Here is a 26,546-nt window from a genome sequence, read left to right on the forward strand (position 1 = left end):
TTGCTAGTACGTCCGAGAAAAATGGCGAAGGAGCTTTGTCCGGATGCAAGTCGACGTTTTTGACCGCGTCATCAGAAATGCCATTGATGTCATGGAAAACAGCAAGTACCAAATTTTTGAGATCTGTGAGAGCGTCCGGGCTGAACGCGAAGCGCTGAACAAGGAATTGCAGTCGGTGATTGAGGAAACGAGCCGAACGATCGATACGGTGGATCAATTCGAGGTGGAGTATCGACGCTCCCGTGTTCGTTTGACCGAAGTGAGCCGGGATTTCAAGCGCTTCAATGAGGAAGATATTCGGGCGGCTTACGAGGCAGCCACCCAACTGCAAGCCCAACTGGCCATTCATCGGGAAAAAGAGCTGCATTTGAAAGCACGACGGGACGACCTGCAAAAACGGTTGAAAAATGTCGACAAACAGCTGGAGCGGGCAGAGTCTTTAGTCTCTCAATTCAATGTAGTTCTTGAGTACTTATCCGGCGATCTCAATCAAGTGACACGTCTTCTGGAATCGGCCAAAAACCGGCAGCTGCTGGGTCTTAAGATCATTTTGGCACAGGAAGAGGAGCGAAAGAGAATTGCCCGGGAAATTCACGACGGCCTTGCGCAAAACATGGCAAACATGGTCCTTCGCACCGAAATTACCGAGCGCATGTTGGCCAAGCAGGCCTATAATGCCGTAAAAGATGAACTGAATGATTTGAAAACGGGTGTCCGGGGCGGGATTGAAGAGGTTCGCAAGATCATTTTCAATCTTCGTCCCATGGCGCTTGACGACCTCGGATTAGTCCCCACCTTGCGTAAGTTTGTGCAGGATTACGAGGAGAGAACGAAGATTCGTACGAAAATCGAGCTGGTCGGAAAAGAAGTCCGCCTGCCATCCGGTATGGAAGTCGCGGTATACCGCTTGGTACAGGAAGCGTTCTCTAACGTCCTCAAGCACGCGGAAGCCTCCCATGTCTCACTGGAGCTCACGTTCCAGCAGCAGATGATTAAAATAACCGTATCCGATAATGGCGTTGGTTTCAGCACCGACAATATCGACAAGAAGATTGCACGCGGCAGTCATTACGGCTTAATGGGCATGCGTGAGCGCGTAGAGCTGCTCGAGGGGCGAATGGACATCGAATCGGCGCCAGGGGCGGGAACAAAACTATCCATGGTCATCCCGATCAAGTCAGAATCCAAGGAGGAGTAATCAATATGGACATTATGGGCAGCGCCAAACGCCCGATTAAGCTGGTTTTAGCAGACGATCACCAGCTGTTTCGCGAGGGGGTTAAACGAATTTTGAATATGGAGAGCGACTTGGAAGTCGTCGGCGAATGCGGCGATGGCATTCAGGTACTGGAGCTCTGCAATACCTTGAACCCGGACATCGTCTTGATGGACATTAATATGCCTATAGAGAACGGTGTAGTAGCGACGGAGAAATTGAAGGATATTTTTCCGGACATTAAAGTGATTATTCTTTCGATTCATGACGATGAGAGCTACGTCTTCGAGACGCTTCGTAAAGGGGCTTCCGGTTACTTATTGAAAGACATGGAAGCGGAATCTTTAATCAATGCGATTCGTTCGGTCGTGGCCGGACATGCTTACATTCATCCAAAAGTGACCGGAAAGCTCATCAACCAGCTTCGTCGTATGACGTATTTGGACGAGCAGGGCATAGCCGGTTCCGGCACGACGTCGAAAGAAGCAGGCGTGAAGTACGTGCATATGGACAATAGTCCGCTCACCCGTCGGGAAGCGGAAGTGCTTCGCTTAATGGCCGAAGGCAAAAGCAACAAGATGATCGGCGAGTTTCTGTATATCAGCGAGAAAACGGTTAAAAATCATGTCAGCAGCATTTTGCAGAAGATGGAAGTTGACGACCGGACACAAGCGGTTATTATCGCGATTAAAAATGGCTGGGTAACGCTGTAAGCGGTTCTCAATAGCTGTCCTTTCTTCAAGTTTGGCAGGAACCATCTCCCTTCAATCGGCATATACTGCTCTTAAGGGAGGGAGCCGCTATGATGTTAGGCTTGGCTTGGATTATCGGTTGCTATGCCGCAGGGGTCGCCATCATCCATTGGCTCCATTGGCAGTGGAGGCGATATGGAAAGCCCCGAACGACGCATTATGTGCTGCAAACTTATAATAATCAGCTGCAGGTGGAGTGGTATCTTCGCTCGCTGTACTTTTTTTCATGGATGAAGGGCAAGGCAATATCGGTGACGCTGGCGGATGAAGGTTCGACGGACGATACGCTGGAGATTGCCCGAAGGTTAAGTCTGGAGCATCAGTTGAGCATCTGTACGATTGCGGAAAGGGACTTGGAAGAGTGGGTCCTGAAGCATGCAGATGAACAGGTGATTGTGGTCCGGCTTAACCAAAACGAAGGTTTAGAAACCGCTTTCAAATATATGTGATCATAAAAAATAATTCGAACCAGGTGATTCATGAAAGCATTCGTATATGCCGCAATGACGGCAGACGGTTGTTCCTGGCACGTTTCCTTGGATATGCGGGCCGACCGGGATTACTGGACGGATCAAGCCGGTGGCCGCTTCAAGCTGCGTGTGCTGGAACCCGCCTTATCGTTCGGACAAGCCTGTGAAATCAAACGCAAGCTGAAAGCATCTTCGTCCTCGTCAAACATGCTGGAAAGCTTACGAACAGCAGCGCGTGAAATTGGCCTTCATCCGGAAGCCGTAGCAGATTGGAAGCTTTGGGATTGGGCCGGAACGGCGGATGGGCTATCCGACGAAGCCAGACACTTCGCGAATAGGACAATAAATGCCATGTGCCTATCCATGAATGGCCGCTACCTGCTCATGGAAGAGTTTATGGGCCTGATGCAGCATGAAGGAAGTCAAGCCGTTGCCGAATCGCCGGCATACTTTTTACAGCTCGCTTGGATTCAGGGCAGGGTCGAGCTGGAAGCCGGGGTGGAGTTAGATCGAAGCGAAGGCAGGCGATGGTCCTTGCTGCCCCAGGCATGGAAAGGGAAGTGCAAGCGCTGCGGAAGCCAAGGAATGTTCGGAGGACAGGCGGGTATCGAGGCATCGCCGGTTCGTTGGACGCAGTGTGAGGATTGCGGCGGACCGTGCGCTTATTGCGAAGCTTGTTTGACTATGGGAAGATCGCGGTACTGTACCCCGATCGTTCGGGCGAACAACAGTCCTGACGTAACTATTATGCCACTGGCGGATGAAGACATGGAGATTTACTTGCGATCGTGGGGGCTTAGCAACGTGCAGGCGGAAGCGTCGGGTTCGGCGTTGCAATTTTTGAAAGCAAATAAGTCCCTTTCAAGGGAAAAAGCACAGGACCCTCATGCGCCGCGGTTTCTTATTTGGGCTGTAACGGGCGCCGGGAAGACGGAAATGATTTTTCCGATGGTTCAATATACGTTGGCCAAGGGAGGCCGGGTCGCCATTGCTACTCCGCGTCGCGATGTGGTCTTGGAGCTGAAGCCAAGGCTGGAGAAAGCTTTTCCGCACACGAAGGTTGTCACGTTATATGGCGGAAGCGAGCAGCGGTGGGAGCAAGGCGAGCTAACCTTAGCGACGACGCATCAATTGATGCGATTTCGGCAAGCGTTTGATCTGGTCATAGTCGACGAAATCGACGCGTATCCGTATCATAACAATCCGATGCTGATCTATGCTGCCGAGCAGGTATGCGCTTCGGGCGGAGCGTACATTTTGCTGTCGGCAACGCCACCGGAGGAACTACAGCGTGCTGTAAAGCGCAACCGGCTGCCGCATGCCCGAGTAGCGGCAAGATACCATCGTCACCCGCTGCCGGAACCATCGCTTCTCGCGTGTCCGCCTTTGCGGCAAATGCTGGCTCAAAACGTGCTGAACAGTAAGCTTAAGGGACACTTGGCCTCCTCGTTGGAGAGAGGAGCACAAGTCTTCGTCTTCGTCCCGAAAATCGCCATGGTCGAGCCGTTCGTCGCTTTGCTTCGCCAGTCGTTTCCTTCCGTCAACGTTCAAGGCACTTCCTCCAAAGACGCCGATCGCTCGCAAAAGGTCATCGATTTTCGCGCAACCTCGATTCGGATGCTGGTCACTACGACAATCTTGGAGCGGGGAGTGACGATTCCAAAGTCGGATGTATTTATTATCGATGCCGATTCCCCAGTGTTCGATTCGGCGGCGTTGGTGCAAATGGCGGGGCGGGCGGGAAGATCCGCTCAAGATCCCCGGGGGCGTGTATATTTTGCGGCCAAAGAAAAGACACGTTCTCAAGCGCATGCCAGGCGACAAATTGCCGAAATGAACGTTATCGCACGGAAAAAAGGATATATCGACTGAAAAGGGGGCGCGTACGATGAGTTGGACCGAACAAGCCGGAAGGTGGATGCGCCTACTTCTAAGCGGGGCGGAATCGCTGCTGGCCTCCAAAATGGAGCCTTGCGTCGCCTGCGGTGCGGCGAACGACGGTACCCGTAAGCTGCCGGTTTGCAGGCGCTGCTGGGAAGCGATCCCGTGGATCCACGAAGTCTGCTGCTCTAAGTGTGGCCGTTACGAAGCTTGTCCCGACTGTCCCCGGCGAACCGATACGTACTATGACCAGAACCGCAGTGCTGTTCGTTATGACGAACGAATGAAGGAATGGCTTGGTCAGTATAAGTACCGGGGCCAAGAGTCGCTGCGCAGCGTGCTCGGCCCGATGCTGCTGCACGCCTATCATCTGCATCGGCAAGGGCCGTCCGGCGTCGCGGCCTTCGGGAGGCCTGCTTCCGAGTTCATCTCTTATGTGCCTCTAAGTGAGCAGCGATATGCCGAACGCGGGTTCAATCAAGCTGAACAGCTGGCTTCCGAGCTGGGAAGGCTGACGGGATTGCCTGTTCTCCCGCTGTTGCTGCGAACGAGGCATACGGACAAACAAAGCTTCAAAGGAAGAATGGAACGTTTGGACGATCTCCAAGGAGTTTTTGCTCTGGAACCGGGAGCTGCCTCCCAAGTGGCGGCAGCATGCAGACAAGGGCGGGTACGGGTTTATTTGATCGACGACGTGTATACGACCGGAAGCACGCTAAACGAATGCTCAAGAGCCATAAAGACGGTCCTTCCTCTCGAGGTGTGCGGCATTAGTTGGGCCAGATAAAACTGTTTGCGGCAAACGTCCAATTTCCGACAAAAAATGAAGTGCAAACTTCGATAATTTCAGCTATATTAGGAGTATTAGGCCTTGCTCTTGAGAGGAGTAGAATTAACATGAGTCTGAATGTAGCAAACTGCGACCGCTGCGGAAAAATATACATGAAAAACAATTACGGTTTATGTCCGAACTGCCTTCGGGAAATGGAGAAGCAATACGAGACGTGTTTAAAATATTTGCGTGAGAACCGCGCTTGCTCGATACAAGAATTAAGCGATGCGACCGAAGTGCCGGTCAAACAAATCGTGAAGTTTATCCGTGAAGGACGCATTTCGATTAAAAGTAATCCAAATATGACTTACGAATGCGACGTTTGTGGAGCGCATATTCGCGAACACAACATGTGCGATGCCTGCCGGGCACGGTTGACGAAGGAAGCGCGAAACATGGCCGAAGACGAACAGCGCAAAAAGCAACAGGCCGAGCAAGGGAAGCATGCCTCATTTCTTATTAAAGACCGCTTACAGGATCGAACAAAATAACGAATACATCTAAACTTTTAAAATCCGCCCACCGATAAAAGTAATAACGCTGAATCGGTGGGTTTATTATGTAGTTAATCGAGGTGAGTTTGATGAAAATTAATGGAACGAATCAGGTAGGTGCCGTGAATCAATATAAGAAGAATCAGGAAGCGCAACAGGCATTTGCCGCAGGGAAGAAGCAAAAGAAAAAGGACCAGGTAGAGATATCCAGCGAAGCCAAAGAACTTTTAGGTACGGAGGCAGCAGGAGCGAGCCGCGAAAAGCTGGAAGAGCTCAAGCAGTCGGTAAAATCCGGGACGTACGTTGTCGATGCGCGCAAGCTGGCCGAGAAAATTTTCCCGTTTTTGAAATAATTTTTGAAGGTGGAGAGCCATGTCTTTTGAAGCCGTATTGCAGACCATGTCCGAACTGAACGATGTACATCTCACCTTGTTGGAGCTGGCGGAGCAGAAAAAGCATGCGCTTATCCACAATCAAGTGGAGCAGTTGACGCAAATCGTAACGAAAGAAAACAAGCTGCTCAAGCGGATCGGGGAAATGGATCAGCAACGGGTGGATGCGATCGGTAATTTCTTGATTGAAAAAGGATACAAACCGAATCCGCGGGTGACGGTCAGCGACTTGACCAAGATTATTTTTAACGCCGAGGAGAAGCGAATCTTGGTCGATTCCCAGAAGCAGTTGCTGGCTACCATCCGTAAGCTGCGGGAGCACAATGAGTTAAATCAACAGATGATCGAGCAGTCGCTCGCGTTTATTAATTATTCGATAGATATCATTTCAGCTCCTCCGGATAATGATATGTTTTATTCCAAACCGACTCAACAACAGGACCAACACCTTCGTCGGAATACCATGTTTGATACGAGAGCATAGGAAAAGAGGAGTGACGTTATGAGGTCAACTTTCCATGGAATAGAAACGGCCAAGCGAAGCCTGTTTACACAACAAGCGGCATTGCAAACGACGGCTCATAATATTGCGAATGCCAATACGGCGGGATATTCCCGGCAAGTCGTGAATATGGTCGCGTCCCGACCGATCGAAGCGGTAGGCATGTCGCATTCCGCTGTACCGGGTCAGCTGGGCACTGGTGTGGAGTTCACATCCATTACAAGAGTAAGGGAAAGGTTTCTGGACGATCAATTCCGAAACGAAAGCAAAGGGTTGGGCACTTGGACCGTTCAAGCGGACACTTTAGAGAAATTGGAAACGATTATGAATGAACCAAGCAGTACCGGTATTCGCACGGTGATTGACAACTTTTGGAAATCTTGGTCCGACTTAAGCAAAGACCCCGAGAATGTAACCGGACGCAAGATTGTACGCGAGAATGCGATGGCATTGGCGGATGCCTTCAACTATACGAGCAAGCAGCTCAGAGACCTTTCCACGGACTTAACCAATAATGTGGACGTAAAGGCCACTCAAATGAACTCGATTACTACGGGTATCGCGAATCTGAACGCGGAGATTTTCAGAATCGAGGGTTTAGGTGACGATGCCAATGATCTGCGAGACCAAAGAGATTTATTGGTTGACCAATTATCGCAAATCGTAAACATTACCGTTCAAGATACCGACCAAGGCTATAATATTAACATGGGCACGACAAACTTGGTGAACGGACAAACGGCAGTCCCTACTTCCGCAGCTGCATTAACGGATGCTTATAACTCCGGTGTTCTTAATAGCGGCGAGGTTCACGGGATGCTTCTTTCCCGTGAAAGATATGTCTCTGATTATCAACGGCAATTAGATACGTTGGCTAGTACGATAGCGAACGGTGAAATGACGATCACCATTCCCAAAGGTTCCGTGTTGCCGGAAGGAACGGTTCTGAACAACGTCAAATATACCGGGGCTAGTCGAACGCTTACCGATGATTTGACAGTTAAAGTCAACGGTTTGAACGGTCTTCACAAACTCGGGTACAACTTGTCTGATCCGATTCAGGCAGGCGGTGATTTCTTTACGGCAAAAAACGGCTTTACCTCTATAACGGCTGAGAGCTTTCAACTGAACCCCGATATTGCAACGAATCCGGATAAAATCGCCACTTCGCTCCGCACAGCAGTATCAGGTGCTTCGGAAAAGGTTGTTAAAGGAAATAATGGGTTAGCATTGCTCATCTCCCAGATGAAGGATACGAAATTAACTTTTGTGAGCAATGGAGCTACAGTAGCTGAAGGAACGGTAGACGATTATTTTAGGTCGACGGTCGGACAGCTTGGCGTTCAGTCTAAAGAAGCGACGAGACAGCTAGAAAACCAAAAAGCGCTGGTTGATCAAGTAGACAGCCGCAGACAATCGGTTAGCGGAGTATCGATCGATGAGGAAATGTCCAATATGATCAAGTTCCAGCATGCCTACGGTGCAGCTTCCAGAGCAATGACAACGTTCGACGAAATGTTGGATAAAGTGATAAACAGCATGGGTGTTGTAGGTAGATAACCATTTTACCAGTAGGAGGTGCTTTCAATGCCATTAAGAGTGACCCAAGGGATGATGCAGTCCCAGCTTCTTCGCAACCTGTCCAACAATGTGAAAAGAATGAGTAATACGGAAAACGAACTGACCACGGCCAGAAAATTGAACAAGCCGTCGGATGACCCGGTAGGTATTACCTATGCATTGCGTTATAGAAGTGAACTTTCCATTAACGAACAATATCAAAAAAACATTGATTTTGCTAAGTCTTCGGTCGATCATACGGATTCGGTTCTTGGTCAAATCAATGACATTATCCAACGGGCAAGCGAACTGACAGTAAAAGGGGTTAGCGGGACGAACCCCCAAGATGCTCTAAACGCAATAGCCAAAGAGATCGGTTCCTTGTTCGATGAAGCTATCACTTTGGGAAATTCCCAAATGAACGGGAAATACATTTTTAACGGGCAGTTTACGGACAAAAAACCGTATACGACGGGAACCGAATCTACCGATACGGCGGAGATTAAATATGAGTTCTCTGCAGGTGTAGTGATTCCGATTAATATTACCGGTAATGAAGTATTTGGAGAAGGGACGGAAACCGATAATTTATTTACAGTTCTGAAGGGTATCCAAAATGCTTTTGTGAATGGAGATCAGGCTACGGCTCGAGATTTCATGGAAAAGCTAAAGGTGCGCCAGGATAAGTTCTCCCAAGTAAGATCGGAAGTGGGAGCTCGAGCGAATCGAATTGATCTTATGGACAATCGTTTGAAGGACCTCGAGATGAATCTGACGAGTATGAATTCCAAAACGGAAGATGCCGATATGGCGGAAACGATGATTCGAATGCAGCGGGATGAGAACGTGTACCAGGCCTCTCTTTCTTCCGGCGCAAAAATCATTCAGCCCAGCTTGCTTGATTACTTGAGATAAATGCCTTATCCTAGGAGGGATTAGGTGAGATTACTTCGATTATCCATTGAACAAACATTGGGTCAGATTGGCATGGAGACGAACAATGCGAAGCAGGAAATCGAGCACAATTCTCCAGGTCAGCAAACGATAGAGCAAAAGCCGGCCACGCTTGAGTTTCACAGTCCGCAAGGCGAGCTTCAGATCGATTCATCGCAGGCTTGGCAGGCCTATGCCAAAGGCGGCCACCAGGCTTGGCTCAATATGATTTATAGCCAGATGGACTCCGTGTTTCTGCAAGGACTGGCCAAAAAAGTCGAAGAAGGCAAGCGGATGGCACAAATTACAAACCCATCCAATGCTTTTGCCGATATCGCCAAAGGAGCCTTGCAGGATAAACCTGAGATTCAGTATGTAGGACCGGCCTCCTTTATGAACGTTAAAATTAGCTATACGATGAATGCTCCACAAATTAATATTCAAGCGAATAAACCGGAAATCAACTACACCGTATCGAAGCCCGAGTTCACCTATACCCCGGGCAAAGTTGATATTTATATGAGGCAAATGCAATCTATCAACATTACGGTAAGCGAGTACGACTGGTATAAGTAAAACAATTAAAGGCTATAGCTATAATGCTATAGCCTTTGCATATTTGAAAGGAGCATTCCTATGTTGGAACAACTGAATGGAAAGGCATTCAATCTAAACGGCAGTATACTAGCTTTTGAGAACTATAATCAATATGAGCTGCAGCATATCGAGGGAATGGAGTTCGCTTATTTTCAAAGCTTGGACGACGAAAATATTGGATTTGTCGTGGGCGTACCATTTGTTCATTTTAAGGATTATACTTTTGAGTTATCACTGGATGACATCGATCAGCTTGCGCTTTCGTCAGAAGAAGAAGCATTGGTTCTCTGTATCGTTACCGTCAGAGAGCCGTTTGAAGCCTCGACCATGAACTTGATGGCACCGATTATTATTAATATTCAAAACTTGAACGGACGACAAATCGTGCTGCCTCCCAAATATGACTATAACATCAAAACTCCTTTATTCGACAAATCGAATAAATAGAAAGGTGGTGCACCACATTGTTGGTCCTATCCCGAAAAAAAGGACAGTCCATTATGATTCATGACAACATTGAAATTGTAATCTCCGCGATCGAAGGGGATCAAGTGAAAATAGGTATTAAGGCCCCGAGCGACATTAAAATATACCGAAAAGAATTAATCGAAGCAATCCAACAAAGCAATCAGGAAGCCTTATCGGCAAAACTAGACCTAAGCAAGCTAAAGAACATGATGAAATCGGCAGAAAAAAGTTGAAAAAAGCTATTAACATTTGAAGTCTATGTGCCGATATAACTAAATGTAGGGAAAATCCCTATATTCACAAGGACGTGAATGAATTTAAAATTCAAGGAGGAACAATCACATGATTATCAACCACAATCTTAACGCAATGAACGCACACCGCAACATGAGCTTGAACAACATCGCTCAAGGCAAATCCAGCGAGAAATTGTCTTCCGGCTACCGCATTAACCGCGCTGCTGACGATGCTGCAGGTCTTTCCATCTCGGAAAAAATGCGTACGCAAATCAGAGCTTTGGGCCAAGCTCAATCCAACGCTCAAGACGGTATCTCCCTTGTTCAAACTGCTGAGGGTGCAATGAACGAAGTTTCCGACATGCTGTCCCGCATGAAAGAACTGGCTGTAAAAGCGGCAAACGGTACATACAACGGTTCCGACTTGGCAGCAATCGACGAAGAGTTCAAATCTTTGAGCTCCGCTATCGACAACATCGCTACAAAAACGAAATTCAATGGTATCGGCGTTTTGGATGGCTCGCAAGCATCCGTTCTTATCCAAATGGGCGACAATGGCGGAGACACAATCACTGTTTCTCTCCAAGACATTAAGGTTACTAACCTTTCTATCAATAATCAAAGCCTTGCAACTCAAGGTGGAGCAAGCACAGCACTGGCTCTTATCGACAACGACGTTCTGAAAATCAACAAAGCTCGTTCCGCATTCGGTGCTGTTCAAAACCAATTGGAGCACACTTACAACAACTTGGGAACGACTACCGAGAACCTGCAAGCTGCAGAATCCCGTATCCGCGATACCGATATGGCAAAAGAAATGATGAACTACACGAAGCTCAACATCCTGCAACAAGCTTCCAACTCGATGTTGGCTCAAGCGAACCAAGCGCCTCAAGGCGTACTGCAATTGCTTCGTTAATTTGCTTAGCTTTAATACAAAGAGCCCATTATGGATTAATGGGCTCTTTGTATTAGTAAATACGGGAGGCTACTAAATGAAAGTAAGCGTTTGTATGATTGTGAGAAATGAACAGGATTGCATTAAAAACGCTTTGGCCAGCATCCCTCCTGATTTTGAGGCCATTGTGCTGGATACGGGCTCAACAGACCAAACTGTCCAAATTGCTCAATCCAGCGGGGTAATAGTTAAGAAATATGCTTGGAACGACAATTTTTCCGATGCAAGAAATTATTGTGGTTCGTTTGCTACAGGAGACTATATTTTAGTACTTGATGCAGACGAAACTTTGCCTGCAAATACCAACGAGATCGTAAATCAATTTGTTTTGCAATACCCGAAAATGTGCGCTTCAGTTTTTATTAAGAATGAGATGGAAGATGAGATCAAGACACATCGTATGGTGCGTTTTTACCCTAACGACGGAATGTACTTGTTTCATGGAATTGTTCATGAGCAAGTTTATTATAAAGATGCCCCTGCCGAGTTTAAGCCAATGAATTTGACCCTTACTCACTATGGTTATGAGCAAGAGCATTATGATCAGAAGAATAAAATAAGCAGGTATCTGCCTTTATATAAAAAGCATCTGGAAGAGAATCCGAACGACGGTTATATGCTTTATCAAATGGGAAAAATTTATTTTGCGCAAAACGATTATTCCTCGGCTATCCGGTATTTAATGCAGTCTTTAAATATCGGCGAAGCGAACCGGTTGTATTTTCCGGTAACATTGGTTATGTTGGGATATGCTTTAAAAGAGACGGGTAGAAGTTCAGAAGCGGAGCAATTGCTAGTTAATTTCGAAAATGACTATCCCGATTTCCCGGACCTTCCCTTTTTGCAAGGCTTACTCGCGATGGACACGGGCAATATCCAACGAATCGCCCCGGCTTTTCAAAGAGCTTTAGCCATTGGAGAAAGCGCCAAATATACTTCCGTTGCCGGTGTAGGCACTTACAAAGCCGCTTATAATTTGGGAGTTTACTACGAAATTGTCGGTAATACGTCCAAAGCCAAAGAATACTATCTATCCTCCGCCACTGAAAATTACAAGCCAGCAGTAGAAAGATTAAAATTTTTATAAAACCCTTTAATTTTATTGCGAAAATTACGATAAATGAAGTAAAGACTACTATGGATAAGGGGGCGTTTTCTATGCCTATGAGAATTACCGGTATGAGCTCGGGACTTGATATCGACAAAATGGTAAGTGACCTGATGAAGGCGGAACGGATGCCATTAAACAAAATAACTCAAAAGAGAACCCAAACGTCATGGACTATGGGGTTGTATCGGGAAATTAATACGAAGCTATCCAGTTTTAAAACGGTTGTCAATGATATGAAATTAAGCGGCGACTGGAAGGCAACCAAAGCTGCATCTACGAATGCCGCAGTAACGGTATCATCGGACGGCAGTTCCAATGCCATAAACCATACGATTGCTGTAGATCGATTGGCAAGTGGAGCCAGTAAATCGAGCAGTGGGGCAATTTCGAATGATCTTGCAGGAAGTGCTTTATCTGGAACGGTCTCCATCGATTCCAGCAATAATAAGTTCGATGTTACTGTCAATGGAGTTAAGAAGACGATCACGCTAAGTCCCAATGCCTCTTATACGCCTTCTACATTAAAAGATGAGTTGAACACACAGCTCTCGGCCGCTTTTGGCGCATCCGTCTCGGTTAGTTTAACAGGAGCGGGTAACAATCAGCTTAAATTTAACAGTACGGGCCAAGTCACATTATCAGACGTAGCCGGGAATAATGGCTTAACCGCCCTTGGATTCGCTGCCGGAGCTCAAAGATCAAATAGGCTGGATGCCACAAGTCCGATAGGCTTCTCTGGGGATATGGTAATTAACGGAAAAATGGTAACCATCGGTCCTGGAGATTCGTTATCCAACATCATCACCAAAGTCAACACGTCTACCGCCGGTGTTACGATGAGTTATGATGTCGCAAGCGATAAAGTCGTCTTTGCATCCAAGGGAACGGGCAGCAATGCTAAGGTGGACTTGACCGGAACGAATAGTTCCATTTTGGCCGGATTACAATTTGCCGACAGCAATGCAGTCTATGGGCAAGATGCAAGTGTCCAAATCGACGGTGTTCAATATTACGAGCAATCCAATACCTTTACCAAAGACGGCATTACCTACACCTTAAATCAAACGACAGCTCCGTCAACTGTCGTTAACGTTTCGGTAACGAAAGATACGGACGCTCTCTTCGACAAAATCGTAAATTTCGTCTCGAAGTATAACGAAACGGTTGAGTTAATGAGCAAGCGCTTGAACGAAGACAAATATCGCGGCTACAATCCTTTGAGCGATGATGAGAAGAAAGATATGAAAGAGGCTGACGTTAAGCTTTGGGAAGAAAAAGCCAAGAGTGGCCTGATTCGAAGAGACAGCATTGTTTCTAGCGCTCTGAGCTCCTTAAGAAGAATGACCAGCGAAACCGTTGAAGGGGTATCACAAGATTATAATGCCCTTTATAAAATCGGTATTTCAACATCGTCTTACAATATTAATAAACCGGAAGATGCGGCAAAGCTAACGATTGACGAAACCAAGCTTAAGAAAGCTTTGGCTAGCGACCCGGATTCAGTGGTTGCTATGTTTACCAATTTTCCGGCGGATTCCGGTTTATCTGATCAGGCCAAATATAGACAAAAAGGTATTGCTCAGCGTATGTTTGACCAAATCGGTTCATCCATCAATGAATTATCCGAAAAAGCAGGCAAACCAGGAACTGTTGAAAATGACGAAAATACGACGTTAGGCTCTAATATGAGAACGTTCGAACGCAAAATCAAAGATTTGGAAGCAAAAATGAAGAAAAAAGAAAATAATTACTACGCTCAATTCGCACAAATGGAAAAAGCGATTCAAAAAAATAATGCTCAAAGCTCATGGCTAGCCCAAAGAATGTAATTTCTTGTTTGTAAAGGTGAGGTGATTGTAATGGAAATGAATTCTATGCCTTCCTCGACTAACATGACGGGTATGACAGGATCAGTAAAAAACGGGACAGATTCAGCAGTTCAGATCGAGAGCTATGGTAGCGTTGGGTACGTGCCCAACATCTCTTCTAGTGCTACAGAGCTATTGAAAAAAGAGAAGTTTGAGTTGTCCATCTCCGAGGAAGCCGTAGTCAAAGCGATCCAGAAAGCAAATAAAGCTCTTCAAGGCGTCGAAAAAAGATTCGAATATCGTGTTCATCAACAAACAGGCGAAATTATGGTGAAAGTGCTTAATCAAGAAACCAATGAACTTATCCGGGAAATTCCGCCTGAAAAACTATTGGATCTCGTTGCAAAACTTCAGGATATCTGCGGCATAATTATAGATGAAAAGAGGTAACACGAATGATCCAGCAGCAAGGACAAGAAACATACCTGCGAATGCAGGTGACGACAGCGGCGCCGTGGGAATTAACCTTATTGCTCTATAATGGTTGTATCAAATTCATGAAGCAAGCGTTAGATGGGATTCAAAAAAGTGATTTTGAAGCAAAAAATACAAATATCAAAAAAGCTATCCGCATTATAGATGAGTTGATTGCGACTTTAGATAAAAAATATGAAATATCCAAAAACCTCGATGCATTATACGTTTTTATGAAAGATAAATTATTCGAGGCCAATACTAAGCTTAATGTAGAAGCCCTTCAAGTAAGCATTGAGTTGATGACGGACCTTAGAGATACTTGGGTTAAGGCCATGAAATCTTTGAGGTCTCCTGCGAAGGTGCAGTCGTAATGGTTTCGGTACATGAAATGCAGCTTTTGGAGCAATTATTGGACGTCACTAAACAAATCTCTATGCTTGTTTTCGATCAAGAGGAAAGTTTGGAGCAATTAACGATTCTGCAAGCTACTCAAGACGAGCTTAGAGAGCAATTGGATCAACTTGGATTTAGTGCGCAAACTGCCGATGCCTCAGCAAAGGCAATAATAGCAGAGTGCTTTCAATTGGAGCAATCCATACAGAAAAGACTTCAGTTAGAACAAAATATGATTAAGGCTGAAATAAATAAGCTGCAGGCTGGAAACTTGATGAAAAATAGATACCAGCAAGCTTATTCGCAAGTTGAAGGTTATTTCATAGATAATAAAAAATAGGATCAGACCTCGCCGGTCTGATCCTATTTTTTAGAGCAATTTAATAAAAGAGAGCCCCCTGTAGTGAGGAAACTGGTTATACATTAATTCTTTATATTGTGCTTTTTCCTGAGGATCAGAATTGTACTGTAAAAATAAAGTATAAGATACGATATTGTTGGGATTCAACTTTAGAGCCGTTCTTAAAAATTCTAACCCTTCTGTTACTTCTCCTTGTTGAAGGTACAGTCGCGCTATATTTTCATAGCCTGTAGCTTGAAGCGTATTTTTTTGCAGTAGCATCGAATAATAATCAAAAGCTAATTCGATTTGATTCTGCGTGTAGAAGTAATCTCCAAGTAGATTGGCTATCGAATCTTGATGAGGTAACTGCTTTATAAGCCAATCATATACTTCAAAATGCCCCATTTTAAACAAGTCGATAAGTAGTTTGATGATGATCAATAAATCAATATCTGTGTCCTTTGTCAAGGATCCAGAGAGGATATGTTTCATCGTTGTTTGTGTCAGACTCGATTCCTTGACAGATGAAACAAAGTTGAGATAGCTTGAATTCTTCCAAAGGCAAGCAGCCAAAAATAAAGTTTTAGAAAGATCCGTTTCCTCCTGCTCGTCTGCATGATCAATTTTTGCTAGATGCTGATCGAAAAGAGATTGATTATTAATTATCAATGCATATTGAACATAATTAAAAGATGAGATTTCTATACCAAAATTTACACATTCTTTGTAGTAATGTTCGGCAATTTCATTTTTGCCAACCAACAACCCCATTTGAAATAAGAGCAGAGCACTGGCGGCGGTCATCTCTGGATATATTTTTTTAAGAAATTCAACTATTGAAGAAGTAGACTCTGTAGATACTAAGATCATAAGCAACTGATATAGCACCAAGCGATCATCGGGCATAAGCTGCATCAATTTGGTTAAACAGTAGACAGCATTAGGCATATCGTGCACTGAACTGTAAATATTTGAAAGTTTGGAATAAGGAAGGGAACTTCCGTATATCGGGCTAATAAGCCAAAAACGTTGATTTTTGTCGGTAGTTTTTTCCCCAATCTCAATTGCTTGATTGAATGATCTAATCGCTTGATCATGCAGGCCAAAATGAGAGTAAACCAAGCCTCTGTAGCAGTAATAGTCTGAAAAGTGAGGCCAAGTTTGAATCGATTCTTCAATCAAATCACTGGCTTCCTTATATCGGTCTAAATAAAAGTAAGCATTAATCATGGAGTTAACACAGTGAAGATACCAGACTTCATTCTTCTTTGCTTTTTTATAGGCCCGCTCGTAATAGTAGAGCGCTTTTTTATAATCATTGAGGATCATATATTCGTTTCCAAGCGTAAAGAAGTCATAATCTGTTTTATTAGTTAGAGATTCAAAAATAGATAAATTTCGGGTTGATTTGTCTTTTCTGCCCCTTGTTTCATCCGTATAACCGGTGTGAAATATTTTAAAATGATAGTTGGCTAGATGAATTTCGCCATGTCGGTAAGTTATCTGCTCATGAATAGGTCTAAAGAAATAAACATCAGGATGGTTTGTGAACAAACGTATGGCTGTGGATTCGATAAATCTTCGATCTTTTACATGACCTAGAAAGTTGAAGATCGGCAATATGATCCCTTGAGGCTCTGCATGATCGAGGCTTTGTAAATGTTCACGGAGACGTATGTGCTCATCTGGTTGCACATACTCGTCTGCATCCAACACAAGGATCCATTTCGCGGTAGCTTTGCTTATTGCTTCGTTCTTTGCCGCGGCAAAATCATTAATCCATTGAAAAGGATATACGTGTTCGGTAAACTCCGAAGCAATCTCTACCGTTTTATCTGTAGAACCTGTATCCACCACTATGATTTCATCCACCAAGCCTTTGACACTTTCTAAGCATCTTCGAAGGGTCTTTTCTTCGTCTTTTACAATCATACATAAGGATAGCAACTTATTCATGCCGATTTCTCCTATGCCGTCTTAGTTTATAAATATGATTTTAGTAATGGAATGTCAATCAGCTCAGAATGCTTCATTTGCAGCAATTGCCTAATTTGGTTATTCAGTTTACGATCTTGGCAATGCTGTAAAAACATGATGTAAAGGGATGGAGGAACGGCTATGAATTGAAGAGCTTGTTTAATGAAATAAAGAGCTTCTTCGTATTCGCCTTGAAGAATATAGAGCTTAGCTAAGTTCTCATACCCTTTTCCTGAAAGCTTGTTTTTGTTGATCAAAATTGAATAATAATCGATGGCAAGCTCAATTTGCTGTATCGAATAAAAATAATGTCCGAGTTCATTCGCCAACTCGTCAGCATACGCGTTAAACCTCTCCATAAGGCGATCATAAGTATCGAAAAAGCCAAGTTGGAATAGTTGGGTGAGCAGCTTGGTTAATGCAGCAATATCTTTTTGCGATAACGCATGATCTGGAGAGATTTCCCAATAATAGTCTAGGATGAACTTTAACTCGCCGGCATTGTTACTCTGCGGGATGAATGTCGCAAAGCTGCGCTCTTCCCACGCCATACTTGCAGAACAGATTGTTGTCATTAACTCGATATCATCAGGCAGCGCACTACAATTTTCAATTAGGCTGATAAATAGATCCTGTCTATCCAAAACCAATGCTTGAAGAAGCTGTAGGTGAATAGGAAGAGTGATGCTCTTTTTCAAACATTCTTCTTTATAGTAATGAAATAAAGGCAGGTTTCCTAAATTCAACGTTACCCGAAGGAGCATAAGCAAATGATGCTCTTTTGGGGCATCGTATACTTTATCCAGAAACGATATGATCGACTCTGCCGACTCGGACTTATTCATGAGCTGAAGGATTCGAAATAATACGGTTTCATTGTTCGGATTGGAATATAGCAGTTTCGTAAGATAAAAAACAGCCTCGGGGATACGCAAATGCTCCAGATGAATGACAGCCAGTCTTTGGTAAGGAAGAGATGTTCCGTAATTCGGACTAATGAGCCATGTTTGGTTATCGGGACTCTGTACACCTGGCTTCTCAGACCGCGATATGGCCATTTGAAGCTCTGCTATAGATGCATCATAAAGACCGAGATCATATAAAATAGCTCCTTTGAACCAGTAAAAATCAGAGTATTGAGGCCAATTCCGCAAGCAACTATCAATTAAAAGCGAAGCTTCTTTATATTGTTCCAGTTTTAAAAATGCGGTGGTCATTTGGGTTGCACAATAAGGGAACCAGTATTTTTCAAATTCCTGTTTTACAAACGCTTTCTGATATTGTTTTAAGGCCAGCTCATATTGTTCTGTCATCATATATTCGTTGCCAAGTGTGTAATAATCATATGGTTTTAAGCTTCCGGAGTGTTGCATGGCTTGAAAAATGGATAAATTGCGCTCGGTTTTATTCTTAAGCTGAATAGTATCTTGGGTATATCCGGTATGGTAAATAACCAGGGGACCGTTAATGTAAGTAAGTTCCCCGTGTAGGTAGCTTAATTGTTCATGAATAGGGCGTACGAAAACGATATCGGCATTTCTAGGGAAAATACGAGCCGAGGAAGATTCAACCATTTTTCCGGAGTTCGGATGACCGACATAGTTAATGATAGAAGAAATAACTCCCAAAGGCTTCTGGGGATCCAGCTCTCTTAGAAATTTTCGAATATCCTGATCGTCATGCTGCAAGTACTCGTCGGCATCCAGGACAAGGATCCATGGAGCGGTTGCTTTCGAGATTGCTTCATTCTTTGCGGCAGAAAAATCGTAGCTCCACGGGAAATCGAAAACAAGATCCGTATACTGCCGAACAATGCTTTTCGTCTGATCTGTTGATCCTGTATCGATAATGACGATTTCGTCTACGATATCTTTCACGCTTTCTAAACAACGAGAAAGGACGGCCTCCTCGTTTTTTACGATCATACATAGAGTGATAAGCTTGTCCATAATGCCTCCCGATAGACGGAGTTCCAAAAGTAGATCTATATAGGTTTTATCGACAGGATCACAGAAATTGTAAAGCAATTTAGTATCACTTTTTATCTAAAATTGTCGATATATATAGTATATCAGATTCCACGTGACGAAAGCGGAGGAAACAACGTGAAAACCAGCATCGTTATAGCGACTTATAATAAATTGGAATATACGCAATTGTGTATCGAAAGCATCCGTAAATTTACGTCCCAGCATGATTACGAAATTATTGTAGTAGATAATCATTCGACGGACGATACCGTAGCATGGCTCAGCAATCAGTCGGATATTAAAGTTATTTTCAACGAAGAAAATTTGGGCTTTCCAAAAGCATGCAACCAGGGGATTGAAATTTCGACCGGCGACAATATTTTATTATTGAACAATGATACGATTGTGACCGAAAACTGGTTAACCAACTTGTTGACTTGTTTGTATAGCAGTGAAGAGGTTGGCGCAGTAGGTTCGGTGACGAATAGCTGCTCCTATGGGCAAAGTATTCAAGTACCCTACCAGTCCGTCGAGGAAATGCATCAATTCGCGGCACAGTTCAATCAAAGCTCCAATCCCGAGCTCTGGGAGGAGCGCCTAAAGCTCGTCGGCTATTGTATGTTGATGAAGAAGCAGGTACTCGATGAGGTGGGTTTGCTGGACGAACGTTTTACACCAGGAAACTTCGAAGATGATGACTTGTCTCTGCGCATCAAGCTGGCAGGCTATAAGCTTTATTTGTGTAAAGATACGTTTATTCATCATTTCGGGAGCGTCTCATTTCGAAAGGACGCAGAAGCATATAATAAGCTGCTTCGTACGAATCAGGACAAGTTTTTGGAAAAATGGGGGTTTGATCCTGAGAGAGCCATCATTCTTAATGGACTTGTTAAGCAAATTGAAGCGGTGCCTAACGATTCGATCCGTATTCTTGAGATCGGCAGCGGTTGCGGAGGAACGCTTCTGTATATCAAAAATCAATTTCCATATGCTGAAGTGTATGGGGTTGAAACAAATGCCTTTGCGGCCAAAGTAGCTGCTGAGGTGACGTCTCATATTTATTTGTCGTTGAATGATGTTTTGGATGTACATAAGGAAGGCTTTTTCGATGTCATTATAACAGGCAATCTCGGAGGCCTAAATGAGAAAAACGTAGAAAACATTAAAATCCTTCAAAAGCTATTGCACGATAATGGGCAGATGATCGTCATGGCTCCTAACTTGCTGAACTATCGGACGATAAAAAAAATGATAGCAGGGTCGATTGCTCCTTCTGAACTACAGTATTGGAAATTGTCAGACATTGAAGAAACATTCAAAGCGGCGGAGTTAATGGAGTTAGAGATTACCGGTCTGGTACAAGAAGTCTTCCCTCAAGACCAAGAGTTTCTCCAGCGCTTGGCTGAGATGGCGGGACTTCAGACGACAAAACCATATGAAATTCAGAATTATTTGGTTAAGGCGCGTAAAAGCAATAAAGACCTGAGTGTTAAGACGCTGATTAATAATCTATTGCTTCAGAACGACGTTCGGTCGAGCGTAAGCCAGCTTGCAAAAAAAGATGCCGAAGCGATTTTGAGCGTTATTGAAGATGCGGGGCACGAGCAGAAGGCTGAATTGCTGAACTATATTGCTGTGCAGTTTATCGAGCACCAGAAACCCGATCTTGCGCTGCCTTTTTTAAGCAGAGCTTTTGAGCTTGATGCCAGCCATGATCCTACTCTATTTAATTTGGGCTTGGCGATGTATACGCAAGGACATGACCAGCTGGCGTTGGATTGGCTGAGTTTAATTTCCACTAGAGATGATAAGCTTGAGCAATGGGTGAGGCAAATTGAAGCAGAACTCTATGCTAAGGCTTACGAAAAGTATAAATTGAAGTTTTTGCTTCGGAGATTGGAGAATGACGTCGAGGGAGAAGCTAGTTTAGCAGAGCTGCTTCGATTGTTAGGCAATGGAGAAGTAACCATCGAACAAATATATCAAATAGTTGAGAACGATATGGTGGAAAAATCACAATTATTAACGCAACTAGCGGTGTCTTGTTATGAGCATGGTCTGCATGATATGGTCTTTCCATTCTTCGAGAAGGCGTTGGAATTCGATGCGGATAATCAAGATGCGCTATATTTGCTGGCACATATCTTGTATGACTTTGGGGAGTTTGACAGTGCAAGAATATATCTTGATCGTGTGCGGGACAAAAATAGCAGCGTAACAGAGCTTATGCAAAAGCTAAGAGAGGTAAGCGCCGTATGAACGAATACAAAGTATGTTTTATTACCTGCTACAATGACGAGGTGCTTTACCAAGAGTGTTTGAAGTATATCCATACTTTAAAAGTTCCTGAGGGGTTTGAGATTGAAATATTAGGTATCGTTGGGGCCGAAAGTATGGCCGCGGGTTATAACAAGGCTATGCAAAGCTCCGATGCGAAGTATAAAGTGTATTTGCATCAGGATACGTTTATTATAAATAAGGATTTTATATTGGATATTATAAAACTATTTTCACTTAACCCCCTAATAGGCATTATGGGAGTAGCAGGGGCTGAATATTTACCACTTAAAGGTGTTTGGTGGGAAGCTAGAAGTAAATATGGTGCAGTATTTGAAAGTTCTACAGGGGTTCTAAAGAAACTTGAATTTAATAATGAAATTGATAACTATAAATCGGTAACAGTTGTAGACGGTTTGATCTTAATAACACAATATGATTTACCATGGAGAGAAGACCTGTTTGAAGGATGGCACTGTTATGACTTGTCGCAATGTATGGAGTTTATCAAGAATGGTTATGAGGTAGCGATACCTAGGCAGGATAAGTATTGGTGCATTCATGACTGTGGTATTGTTAATGTCAGTAATGGGTTCGAAGATAATCTAAAAATAACTCTGCAGAATTACAGTGAGATAATTATTGATCGGTATAAACTTTATTTAGACCAAACTATAAACCATCTGGATGACGAATTACAAAAAAGAAAAAAAGAAGAAAATAATGAATACGAAAAACTTCTATTAATTAAGGAAATGCTACACGTTGAATATGAGGGCATGATTTAATTAAGATAATAAATAACGTAATCGTTAATAAAACAGATTTTAGGTTCAAATAACTTACTGATAAGAGAGTGATCTTCGTGCAACTTTTATTAAATCAGCAAAGATTTGAAAGGGTCTCAACACAATTTTTTCATCATTTAAATAAAAAAAATTATGAAGATGCATTAAGATGGGCAGAAATCGCAGGTTCATGTGCTTGGTTTGCACATCCTGGATTTTATATGCATCAAGAAATTGAAGAAGGACTTCATAGTATAGGGGATAAGCTAGATTCAGTTGATATCAATTTCTCATGGTGTCTGCCTCGAAATATACGGCAAGGACGAAAATGGCTACATATATTAACCGCCGCGTACACAACAGGGGGGCACACCCGATTAGCGGAAAGATGGATGGCATCAGCTACTGATGATGATATTCACTCATTTATTTTACTGGACCAAGATGCAGAAATACCAAATTGGCTTATTGCGGCTTCCCAAAAAACCGGAGGATCGTACATTGTTCTTCCTTCTGAAATGGGATTTATGGAAAAGGCCAAAGTTTTAAGAAATATATCAAGAGACTGGGCGGATATTATAGTTCTGCATATACATCCTAATAACCCGATTTGCTCTGTTGCTTTTAGCGAAAATGAAGGGCCACCGGTAATGTTTGTAAATCATGCTTCATTATGCTTCTGGTATGGCGTGGGTGTAGCAGATGCGGTATTAGACATGGGAGTGCAAGATCAAAAATTAACCATATCACAAAGGCGAAGTAAAAATAATTTGTTATTGCCTCTCCCTATAAATCTTCCTGATTTAAAACAATCATCAAGTTACTATAAGGAACAATTGGGTATAGACCCTAATTGCGTAGTTATGCTAACTTCTGCACCAGGATATAAGTACCTGCCATATGAGAACCTCAATTTTCAAAACACAATGATAGACATTTTGAATAGTTCTCAAAATAAAAATGTTACACTCATTGTGCTTGGTGTCGATCCACAGGATGTAAACTGGAAAGAAGCAATTGAAAAGACAAGCGGAAGAGTAAAAGTAATGGGGCTGCAAAAAGATGTTGTACCATATTATGGAGCATCGGACTTTTATTTGGAAAGCTTTCCGTTCGGTTCATTCACTGCGTCCCTTGAAGCTGCGGCCCTGGGGAAGCCAATTGTTTCGGCTCCCATGCCTGTTTCTCCATATTTAGTATTAGGTTCAATTAATGGTAAAGCCAAAAATCCCGATAGTATGGACAACTATAAAGCTTTAGTTGAGGCATACATTCATGATGCCAAATTTAGAATGGAATCGGGTGAATTACAGCAAAAATCGGTAGTAGCAACACATTTGGGCACAGCTTGGAGAGAAAAAGTAAAAAATGTAGTAAAAAACATGCCTCAAAATCACAGAGTAGGTTTTTCAGCAGAGAAACAATATAAAAACAACGAAGATGTAAATAAATTGAATCATATTTTAGCACTTATCCAACCAATACAAGGAAACTTTAATTTACTGTATGGTACATTTAATAAGTGGTTGAACAGATACTCATAATAGGCTATAAGAAGAATTTTCTCATTCTCTCACACTGAAAATTTTGAATCCTTAACTTACCCAATATTGGAATAACCCGCGTACATTATTGAAGATTTCTAAATGAGGAGGTTAAACATGTCACATGATGTGTTTATCCATAAAACTGCAATGGTAGAAAATAACTGTGTCATTGGATCTGGGACTAAAGTATGGGTCAATTCTCAAGTTAGAGAGGGTGCAACGATAGGGAAGAATTGTATCATATCTAAAGATACTTATATAGACTCAAATGTCGTTATAGGGAACGGATGTAAGATCCAAAATTCCGTATCCATATACAGTGGTGTGACTATTGAGGACGATGTTTTTGTTGGCCCTAACGTTACTTTTACGAACGATAAAGTTCCAAGAGCGTTTAATAAGAATTGGATAATTACGGAAACTTTCATAAAGAAAGGTGCGAGTCTCGGGGCTAATTCAACCATTGTATGCGGTATTACAATTGGAGAATATGCGATGATCGCGGCTGGCTCTGTTGTTACAAAAGACGTTGAGCCGTTTACCCTCGTCATGGGCAACCCTGCTCGTTTTTTTTCTTATATAGATAAAGAAGGAAACAAAATTGACAAAAGGTATGATGGCCATGAGTAATTTTAAACCCTTAAGAGTCGGCCTTATCGGGCTGGGTAAAATGGGTCAGAATCATTTAAGAGTATTAAGCATGCTTAAAACTGTTGAATTAATTTTTGTGTACGATACTTTACAAGATCATATGAACAGCTGTGCGGAAAAATATAACGTCAAACCTTCAATTGATTTAATGGCCGATTTGTTGCTTGTTGATGCTGTTATTATAGCTACACCAACAAGTACCCATTTCGATTATATTAAAATCGTAAGTGATCATGTAAAGAATATTTTTGTTGAGAAGCCATTGACCGATAGTACGAGTACTACGGAAGAGATAAAAAAACTTGTCGAGTCAAAAAAAATAAATATTCAGGTTGGGTTTATCGAAAGATATAATCCCGCTGTAATTGAATTAAGAAAAATATTAAAGCATAGCAATAGAGTTCTAAATGTTGATTTCACAAGGACGAATAAATTAAGCAATCGAATCCAAGATGTTGATGTGATTATTGATTTAATGATTCATGATATCGATCTAGCTTTATTTTTGAATGGTGATGTTGAAAATGTTTTTGCCTATGGAACAAATGAAGAAAATATGATTAGTTTTGCTAGTGCGATTATTAAGCACAAGACCGGAGTATTTTCTAGAATTACGGCAAGTAGGGTTACCGAAAAAAGAATTAGACAAATAAGTGCAACCTGTGAAGACATGTATATAGATTGTAATCTTTTGAAAAAAGAAATACTAATAAATAAACAATCTGTTCTGCAGTCATATGAATATATGTCTCTTGCATCTGTTGAAGAAGCGGTGAATGTTCCAACACAGGAAGCGCTTCTAAGCGAAATGATATGTTTTGTTAATAATTGTTTACATAAAAAACTTGATTCAATAACACCTGGAATTCATGCTGCTCTAGATTCAATCAAAGTGGCAAAACAAATACAATATCTAATTAAAGGTGAAAAATATGAGATGTGGAATTAAAGGGAGTTCAATTCTTATCACCGGAGGCGCCGGGTTTATCGGAAGCCATTTAGTTGATGGCTTGATTGATGCCGGGGCTTCGGAAATTATCGTTATAGACAATATGTTCTTAGGTTCGAAAAATAATTTAAATAAAGCAATTTTAAACGGAATTCATTTATATTCTGATGATGCGGAACATGATGACGCACTTCAATATATCTTTAATAACCATAAAATAGATATTGTATTTAATTGTGCGACTAAAGCATTAAACTATTCGTTTCTAAACCCAGCAAATGCATTCACAACGAATGTGCAAGTGATCCGGAATCTGCTGGAATTACAGCGAAAGAATGCATTCGGCACACTGTGCCATTTTTCTACATCCGAGGTTTATGGTACAGCAGTTTACGAACCAATGGATGAAAATCACCCCATTAATCCAACAACAACTTACGCGGCTGGCAAAGCTGCTGCTGATCTTATGCTCCAGAGCTATGTTCGGATGTTTAACTTAGATGCTTTTATTGTTCGGCCTTTTAATAACTATGGTCCCAGACAAAACTACGAGGGTATGATGGCTGGAGTAATTCCAAGGACTATTAAAAAAATTATAAATAGCGAAACGCCAGAAATACATGGCACTGGATTACAAACACGAGATTTTATTTATGTGAAAGACACTATAGATGCTATTCTCGGTGTATATAACAAGCTTAAACCTGCAGAAAGTGTCAATATATCAACCGACGGCCAAATTTCAATCAAAGAAGTAATTGAAAAAATATCCAGTTACCTTGGATACCGTGGTGAGATAATATACAAGACTGCGAGAAAAGCCGATGTTGAGTGCCACAACGCTAGTAATCAGAAAATTAAAAGCTTAATATCGTATAACCTTACAAATTTTGACACAGGATTAAGAGAAACCATCGAATGGTATAAGAGAATATTTAAGAATCAGAAATGAAGTAAGGAGTCT

The 26,546-nt window shown here is 42.8% G+C and carries 27 protein-coding genes and 1 pseudogene; 26 read left to right on the forward strand and 2 right to left on the reverse strand.

The genetic code is table 11. From position 1 onward, the window contains the following. Window positions 1–43: 43 nt before the first annotated feature. The 19 genes from ET33_RS15145 to ET33_RS15235 all read left to right on the forward strand — a co-directional run bounded on the left by ET33_RS15145 (window position 44) and on the right by ET33_RS15235 (window position 15,420). Complete coding sequence (locus ET33_RS15145; RefSeq protein ID WP_036682889.1) at window positions 44–1,198, forward strand: sensor histidine kinase; 1,155 nt, start codon at window positions 44–46, stop codon at window positions 1,196–1,198. Window positions 1,199–1,203: 5 nt separating this feature from the next. Beyond that, the gene (locus tag ET33_RS15150) at window positions 1,204–1,929 is read left to right on the forward strand and encodes a response regulator (protein WP_036682894.1); all 726 of its coding nucleotides are present in this window, start codon (window positions 1,204–1,206) and stop codon (window positions 1,927–1,929) included. An 89-nt stretch (window positions 1,930–2,018) separates the two neighbouring features. After that, a complete protein-coding gene (locus tag ET33_RS15155; RefSeq protein WP_036682897.1) occupies window positions 2,019–2,417 on the forward strand; it encodes a hypothetical protein in 399 nt (132 codons plus the stop codon). 30 nt (window positions 2,418–2,447) lie between these two features. Beyond that, the gene (locus ET33_RS15160; protein WP_036682899.1) at window positions 2,448–4,310 is read left to right on the forward strand and encodes a DEAD/DEAH box helicase; all 1,863 of its coding nucleotides are present in this window, start codon (window positions 2,448–2,450) and stop codon (window positions 4,308–4,310) included. Window positions 4,311–4,326: 16 nt separating this feature from the next. Continuing rightward, on the forward strand, window positions 4,327–5,106 hold the full coding sequence (locus ET33_RS15165) for a ComF family protein (RefSeq protein WP_036682903.1): 780 nt from the start codon (window positions 4,327–4,329) through the stop codon (window positions 5,104–5,106). 110 nt (window positions 5,107–5,216) lie between these two features. Then, the gene (locus ET33_RS15170; RefSeq protein WP_036682906.1) at window positions 5,217–5,642 is read left to right on the forward strand and encodes a flagellar protein; all 426 of its coding nucleotides are present in this window, start codon (window positions 5,217–5,219) and stop codon (window positions 5,640–5,642) included. Between the two features lie 92 nt (window positions 5,643–5,734). Continuing rightward, window positions 5,735–5,998, forward strand: a complete 264-nt coding sequence (gene flgM / locus ET33_RS15175) for a flagellar biosynthesis anti-sigma factor FlgM (RefSeq protein WP_036682909.1) — start codon at window positions 5,735–5,737, stop codon at window positions 5,996–5,998. Window positions 5,999–6,017: 19 nt separating this feature from the next. Next, complete coding sequence (locus ET33_RS15180) at window positions 6,018–6,521, forward strand: flagellar protein FlgN (protein ID WP_036682913.1); 504 nt, start codon at window positions 6,018–6,020, stop codon at window positions 6,519–6,521. Between the two features lie 18 nt (window positions 6,522–6,539). Continuing rightward, window positions 6,540–8,099 (forward strand): flagellar hook-associated protein FlgK, encoded by a 1,560-nt coding sequence (flgK, locus tag ET33_RS15185; RefSeq protein ID WP_036682915.1) that lies wholly within the window; start codon window positions 6,540–6,542, stop codon window positions 8,097–8,099. Between the two features lie 27 nt (window positions 8,100–8,126). Further along, window positions 8,127–9,014, forward strand: coding sequence for a flagellar hook-associated protein FlgL (gene flgL, locus ET33_RS15190; RefSeq protein WP_036682918.1), 888 nt, complete (start codon window positions 8,127–8,129; stop codon window positions 9,012–9,014). 24 nt (window positions 9,015–9,038) lie between these two features. Beyond that, window positions 9,039–9,608, forward strand: a complete 570-nt coding sequence (locus tag ET33_RS15195) for a DUF6470 family protein (protein WP_051775354.1) — start codon at window positions 9,039–9,041, stop codon at window positions 9,606–9,608. Between the two features lie 60 nt (window positions 9,609–9,668). Then, on the forward strand, window positions 9,669–10,076 hold the full coding sequence (gene fliW / locus ET33_RS15200) for a flagellar assembly protein FliW (RefSeq protein WP_036682921.1): 408 nt from the start codon (window positions 9,669–9,671) through the stop codon (window positions 10,074–10,076). 53 nt (window positions 10,077–10,129) lie between these two features. Further along, the gene (locus ET33_RS15205) at window positions 10,130–10,330 is read left to right on the forward strand and encodes a carbon storage regulator (protein WP_374701679.1); all 201 of its coding nucleotides are present in this window, start codon (window positions 10,130–10,132) and stop codon (window positions 10,328–10,330) included. A gap of 109 nt (window positions 10,331–10,439) precedes the next feature. After that, on the forward strand, window positions 10,440–11,252 hold the full coding sequence (locus ET33_RS15210; RefSeq protein ID WP_036682928.1) for a flagellin N-terminal helical domain-containing protein: 813 nt from the start codon (window positions 10,440–10,442) through the stop codon (window positions 11,250–11,252). A gap of 76 nt (window positions 11,253–11,328) precedes the next feature. Next, complete coding sequence (locus tag ET33_RS15215) at window positions 11,329–12,378, forward strand: glycosyltransferase (RefSeq protein WP_036682931.1); 1,050 nt, start codon at window positions 11,329–11,331, stop codon at window positions 12,376–12,378. Window positions 12,379–12,449: 71 nt separating this feature from the next. Then, window positions 12,450–14,231, forward strand: coding sequence for a flagellar filament capping protein FliD (gene fliD / locus ET33_RS15220; protein WP_036682934.1), 1,782 nt, complete (start codon window positions 12,450–12,452; stop codon window positions 14,229–14,231). A gap of 30 nt (window positions 14,232–14,261) precedes the next feature. Next, window positions 14,262–14,660 (forward strand): flagellar protein FlaG, encoded by a 399-nt coding sequence (locus ET33_RS15225; protein ID WP_235206724.1) that lies wholly within the window; start codon window positions 14,262–14,264, stop codon window positions 14,658–14,660. A 5-nt stretch (window positions 14,661–14,665) separates the two neighbouring features. Further along, window positions 14,666–15,058 (forward strand): flagellar export chaperone FliS, encoded by a 393-nt coding sequence (gene fliS / locus ET33_RS15230; protein WP_036682937.1) that lies wholly within the window; start codon window positions 14,666–14,668, stop codon window positions 15,056–15,058. Further along, the gene (locus ET33_RS15235) at window positions 15,058–15,420 is read left to right on the forward strand and encodes a hypothetical protein (protein WP_036682939.1); all 363 of its coding nucleotides are present in this window, start codon (window positions 15,058–15,060) and stop codon (window positions 15,418–15,420) included. Before fliS ends, ET33_RS15235 begins: the two co-directional genes overlap by 1 nt. A gap of 30 nt (window positions 15,421–15,450) precedes the next feature. Here the strand turns inward: ET33_RS15235 and ET33_RS36410 are convergent, their stop codons facing one another. Together ET33_RS36410 and ET33_RS15245 are read right to left on the reverse strand one after the other, a co-directional pair. Then, entirely contained in the window at window positions 15,451–17,379 is a 1,929-nt protein-coding gene (locus ET33_RS36410) for a glycosyltransferase (protein WP_051775355.1), read from the reverse strand. Window positions 17,380–17,405: 26 nt separating this feature from the next. Continuing rightward, window positions 17,406–19,349, reverse strand: coding sequence for a tetratricopeptide repeat-containing glycosyltransferase family 2 protein (locus tag ET33_RS15245; protein ID WP_036682944.1), 1,944 nt, complete (start codon window positions 19,347–19,349; stop codon window positions 17,406–17,408). 156 nt (window positions 19,350–19,505) lie between these two features. Here ET33_RS15245 and ET33_RS40610 point away from each other — a divergent pair. The 7 genes and pseudogenes from ET33_RS40610 to ET33_RS15275 form a co-directional block, all read left to right on the forward strand. Next, a pseudogene (locus ET33_RS40610) lies at window positions 19,506–20,618 on the forward strand (glycosyltransferase); the annotation flags it as partial. An 819-nt stretch (window positions 20,619–21,437) separates the two neighbouring features. Further along, window positions 21,438–21,629, forward strand: a complete 192-nt coding sequence (locus ET33_RS40615; RefSeq protein ID WP_407668102.1) for a tetratricopeptide repeat protein — start codon at window positions 21,438–21,440, stop codon at window positions 21,627–21,629. After that, the gene (locus tag ET33_RS15255) at window positions 21,626–22,435 is read left to right on the forward strand and encodes a glycosyltransferase family protein (protein WP_063761654.1); all 810 of its coding nucleotides are present in this window, start codon (window positions 21,626–21,628) and stop codon (window positions 22,433–22,435) included. The genes ET33_RS40615 and ET33_RS15255 overlap by 4 nt, the downstream gene beginning before the upstream one ends. Before the next feature lie 77 nt (window positions 22,436–22,512). Continuing rightward, window positions 22,513–23,979, forward strand: coding sequence for a glycosyltransferase family 4 protein (locus ET33_RS15260; RefSeq protein ID WP_081890332.1), 1,467 nt, complete (start codon window positions 22,513–22,515; stop codon window positions 23,977–23,979). Window positions 23,980–24,096: 117 nt separating this feature from the next. Continuing rightward, a complete protein-coding gene (locus ET33_RS15265) occupies window positions 24,097–24,612 on the forward strand; it encodes an acyltransferase (RefSeq protein ID WP_036682950.1) in 516 nt (171 codons plus the stop codon). Continuing rightward, window positions 24,584–25,582, forward strand: coding sequence for a Gfo/Idh/MocA family protein (locus tag ET33_RS15270; protein WP_200879213.1), 999 nt, complete (start codon window positions 24,584–24,586; stop codon window positions 25,580–25,582). The genes ET33_RS15265 and ET33_RS15270 overlap by 29 nt, the downstream gene beginning before the upstream one ends. Then, window positions 25,566–26,534: a dTDP-glucose 4,6-dehydratase gene (locus tag ET33_RS15275; protein WP_036682953.1), complete on the forward strand. Its 969-nt coding sequence runs from the start codon at window positions 25,566–25,568 to the stop codon at window positions 26,532–26,534. The genes ET33_RS15270 and ET33_RS15275 overlap by 17 nt, the downstream gene beginning before the upstream one ends. The last annotated feature ends 12 nt before the right edge of the window (window positions 26,535–26,546 follow it).

Origin of the sequence: Paenibacillus tyrphae (assembly GCF_000722545.1) — a bacterium.
GTDB classification, from domain to species: domain Bacteria; phylum Bacillota; class Bacilli; order Paenibacillales; family NBRC-103111; genus Paenibacillus_G; species Paenibacillus_G tyrfis.

Excerpts from the sequence above, each read along its gene's own strand:
- ET33_RS15145 (WP_036682889.1), top strand. The coding sequence starts at position 44 with ATGCAAGTCGACGTTTTTGACCGCGTCATCAGAAATGCCATTGATGTC.
- ET33_RS15150 (WP_036682894.1), top strand. The coding sequence starts at position 1,204 with ATGGACATTATGGGCAGCGCCAAACGCCCGATTAAGCTGGTTTTAGCA.
- ET33_RS15155 (WP_036682897.1), top strand. The coding sequence starts at position 2,019 with ATGATGTTAGGCTTGGCTTGGATTATCGGTTGCTATGCCGCAGGGGTC.
- ET33_RS15160 (WP_036682899.1), top strand. The coding sequence starts at position 2,448 with ATGAAAGCATTCGTATATGCCGCAATGACGGCAGACGGTTGTTCCTGG.
- ET33_RS15165 (WP_036682903.1), top strand. The coding sequence starts at position 4,327 with ATGAGTTGGACCGAACAAGCCGGAAGGTGGATGCGCCTACTTCTAAGC.
- ET33_RS15170 (WP_036682906.1), top strand. The coding sequence starts at position 5,217 with ATGAGTCTGAATGTAGCAAACTGCGACCGCTGCGGAAAAATATACATG.
- flgM (WP_036682909.1), top strand. The coding sequence starts at position 5,735 with ATGAAAATTAATGGAACGAATCAGGTAGGTGCCGTGAATCAATATAAG.
- ET33_RS15180 (WP_036682913.1), top strand. The coding sequence starts at position 6,018 with ATGTCTTTTGAAGCCGTATTGCAGACCATGTCCGAACTGAACGATGTA.
- flgK (WP_036682915.1), top strand. The coding sequence starts at position 6,540 with ATGAGGTCAACTTTCCATGGAATAGAAACGGCCAAGCGAAGCCTGTTT.
- flgL (WP_036682918.1), top strand. The coding sequence starts at position 8,127 with ATGCCATTAAGAGTGACCCAAGGGATGATGCAGTCCCAGCTTCTTCGC.
- fliW (WP_036682921.1), top strand. The coding sequence starts at position 9,669 with ATGTTGGAACAACTGAATGGAAAGGCATTCAATCTAAACGGCAGTATA.
- ET33_RS15205 (WP_374701679.1), top strand. The coding sequence starts at position 10,130 with ATGATTCATGACAACATTGAAATTGTAATCTCCGCGATCGAAGGGGAT.
- ET33_RS15210 (WP_036682928.1), top strand. The coding sequence starts at position 10,440 with ATGATTATCAACCACAATCTTAACGCAATGAACGCACACCGCAACATG.
- ET33_RS15215 (WP_036682931.1), top strand. The coding sequence starts at position 11,329 with ATGAAAGTAAGCGTTTGTATGATTGTGAGAAATGAACAGGATTGCATT.
- fliD (WP_036682934.1), top strand. The coding sequence starts at position 12,450 with ATGCCTATGAGAATTACCGGTATGAGCTCGGGACTTGATATCGACAAA.
- ET33_RS15225 (WP_235206724.1), top strand. The coding sequence starts at position 14,262 with ATGGAAATGAATTCTATGCCTTCCTCGACTAACATGACGGGTATGACA.
- fliS (WP_036682937.1), top strand. The coding sequence starts at position 14,666 with ATGATCCAGCAGCAAGGACAAGAAACATACCTGCGAATGCAGGTGACG.
- ET33_RS15235 (WP_036682939.1), top strand. The coding sequence starts at position 15,058 with ATGGTTTCGGTACATGAAATGCAGCTTTTGGAGCAATTATTGGACGTC.
- ET33_RS36410 (WP_051775355.1), bottom strand. The coding sequence starts at position 17,379 with ATGAATAAGTTGCTATCCTTATGTATGATTGTAAAAGACGAAGAAAAG.
- ET33_RS15245 (WP_036682944.1), bottom strand. The coding sequence starts at position 19,349 with ATGGACAAGCTTATCACTCTATGTATGATCGTAAAAAACGAGGAGGCC.
- ET33_RS40615 (WP_407668102.1), top strand. The coding sequence starts at position 21,438 with ATGGTCTTTCCATTCTTCGAGAAGGCGTTGGAATTCGATGCGGATAAT.
- ET33_RS15255 (WP_063761654.1), top strand. The coding sequence starts at position 21,626 with ATGAACGAATACAAAGTATGTTTTATTACCTGCTACAATGACGAGGTG.
- ET33_RS15265 (WP_036682950.1), top strand. The coding sequence starts at position 24,097 with ATGTCACATGATGTGTTTATCCATAAAACTGCAATGGTAGAAAATAAC.
- ET33_RS15275 (WP_036682953.1), top strand. The coding sequence starts at position 25,566 with ATGAGATGTGGAATTAAAGGGAGTTCAATTCTTATCACCGGAGGCGCC.